This window comes from Bacillus sp. FF-1 (genome assembly GCF_028548245.1).
Taxonomy (GTDB): Bacteria; Bacillota; Bacilli; order Bacillales; family Bacillaceae_G; genus Bacillus_A; species Bacillus_A paranthracis.
Window position 1 is genome coordinate 1 of the sequence record NZ_JAQQGG010000031.1, and the last position, 1,926, is coordinate 1,926.

2 protein-coding genes are annotated in these 1,926 nt (G+C 34.9%); both read right to left on the bottom strand.

What is annotated here, in order from left to right:
* Positions 1 to 1,025 (bottom strand): MobV family relaxase (mobV, locus tag PQF83_RS28420; protein WP_272792353.1); only part of this gene is annotated, 1,025 nt, incomplete at its 3' end.
* A 367-nt stretch (positions 1,026 to 1,392) separates the two neighbouring features.
* A complete protein-coding gene (locus PQF83_RS28425; RefSeq protein ID WP_071741779.1) occupies positions 1,393 to 1,626 on the bottom strand; it encodes a hemolysin XhlA family protein in 234 nt (77 codons plus the stop codon).
* Between the last annotated feature and the right edge of the window lie 300 nt (positions 1,627 to 1,926).

Consider the following 1,926-nt stretch of genomic DNA (forward strand, 5'->3'; position numbering starts at 1 on the left):
TCTCTATTCTTCTCATACAAATCTGTATTCTCATTAATAGCTTTAACATAACCATCGGCTAAACTATCAACTCTATCATGTAATTCTTTGTTTTCTTTAACTAAATCTGTACGCTGCAAACGCTCATAATCTTCCTTTACGAAATTTGCATCGCTTAGAACTTTTTGCATCCTTCTCATTTCACTATCAGAAACAATCCAATTCCCAGTTTCTGTAGTTACTGTTTCTGATTTTAAAAAACCTGTTTTTACAACCTCTGTTTTTTTCTCTTTTCCTTTTACTTTGATATTAATTTTTGAAGGGAGTGCTTCACTCAAATTCAGAAACTCATTTTTTTTACTTTCCAATTCTTTATCTAATGATTGAATTTTCCCCTCTAACTCTCTTTCTTTGACCTTTACTTCCGCATCCATTACATCTTTTTGTTTCTGTATTTCTTCAGAATACCTTTTCAAATCTTTAACCGTATCAACGCCAATCGTTTTATCGTTTAAAATACCTTCTTTGTAGATTTGTGGTATTTCTTTTTTCAAAAACTCATCTAAATCTTGGTGAAATGTTTTTAAATCTTTTCTTGTTAAAACTTCTTTAGCTGAAACCTTTGCCTGTTGCTTTTTCTCGTCCCAAACAACAGGCATAAAAGCAAAATGCATATGCGGTCTTGTTTCGTCATTATGTACATTGGCTGACAACACATTTTTTTCACCACCATAACGGTTCGCTAAAAATTCATAGGTTTTCTCAAAAAATTCACGTTGTTCCTTCTCAGAAGCATCTTTCAAACTTTCCGGTAATGTAACAGCCCAATCTGCACAGACTTTTACATCTTTTCGATTCAAGCAATGCACTTCACTTAACCGATCATTCATGCGTGAAAGTGTATCTCCTTCTTTTTCACATAAATCATAATTCAAATGTGACCGTTCATTATCAATGTCTTGATTCGAATGATTTTCTGTTTTTCTGTCCCAGTGAATGGACAATCCTTGAACATTTCCTTTTGCATATTTTTGAACGTGAGCCATGAGCAAGACCCCCCCTTTTGGTAACTAGTTTAACATGGAGATAGAAGAAAAACCAAATTTGGTCTAGCACGTTATACCAAATTTCATTTGGACGTGCTCTGCGAGGCTCTTTGGCTCCGCCAAGCCATGCTTTGCCTGGCAAAAAACAAACCTTGGGCTTTGCCCAAACCCACTGGGGAAACTCTTCCCCAGACCCCCTCAATCAAACTCCCCAACCCCTCAATCCTTGAGGGGCTCCCTCGCCGGTTAGCAGGAACAAACGATTGTTTGTTCAATGCCAAGAGGGTTTGGGTGTAGTACGGTTGGTCAAGTCAAATACTCCCTTCGCTTTGCTAGGTCCGTTTTGATTGACCAACACCCTTTTTTCCTATAACAGGTTTTTAGCTAATACACCAAGTACTCCTGTTAACAATCCGCTTATGATCAATCGTAAAATCCATGTAGTATTTGCACTAATTTTATCTAATTGTTTATTAATAGTTAAAACATCCTTTTCAGCTACTAATATTCTTACTTCTAAACTTTTCATATCATGTTGTATAGCTTTTAAATCTAGATTCATTTGATTAAAATCTTTTTCTAGTTCCTCCAATTTTGTCATATAACATACTTCTCCTTTTAAATTAATTTTAAATATATTATATGTATATGGTAATTAGAGAATAATGATATAAAAAGAGAACTCAAATCTATTATTAAGATTTAAGTTCTCTTTAAAGATAAGGGAATTATACGAAAGCGTAATATAGCATATGCTTATCCTTTTTAATATGCATCTAGCAAAAACACAGTTTCTATAAATGTGCTGTTCTAAGTTCATTCTCTCCTTGTTTTTGGGTGTGAGTGCTGGCTGGGGGTTTGGGGGCTAGCCCCCTGGATCTTAACGTAAATGAATATGGAA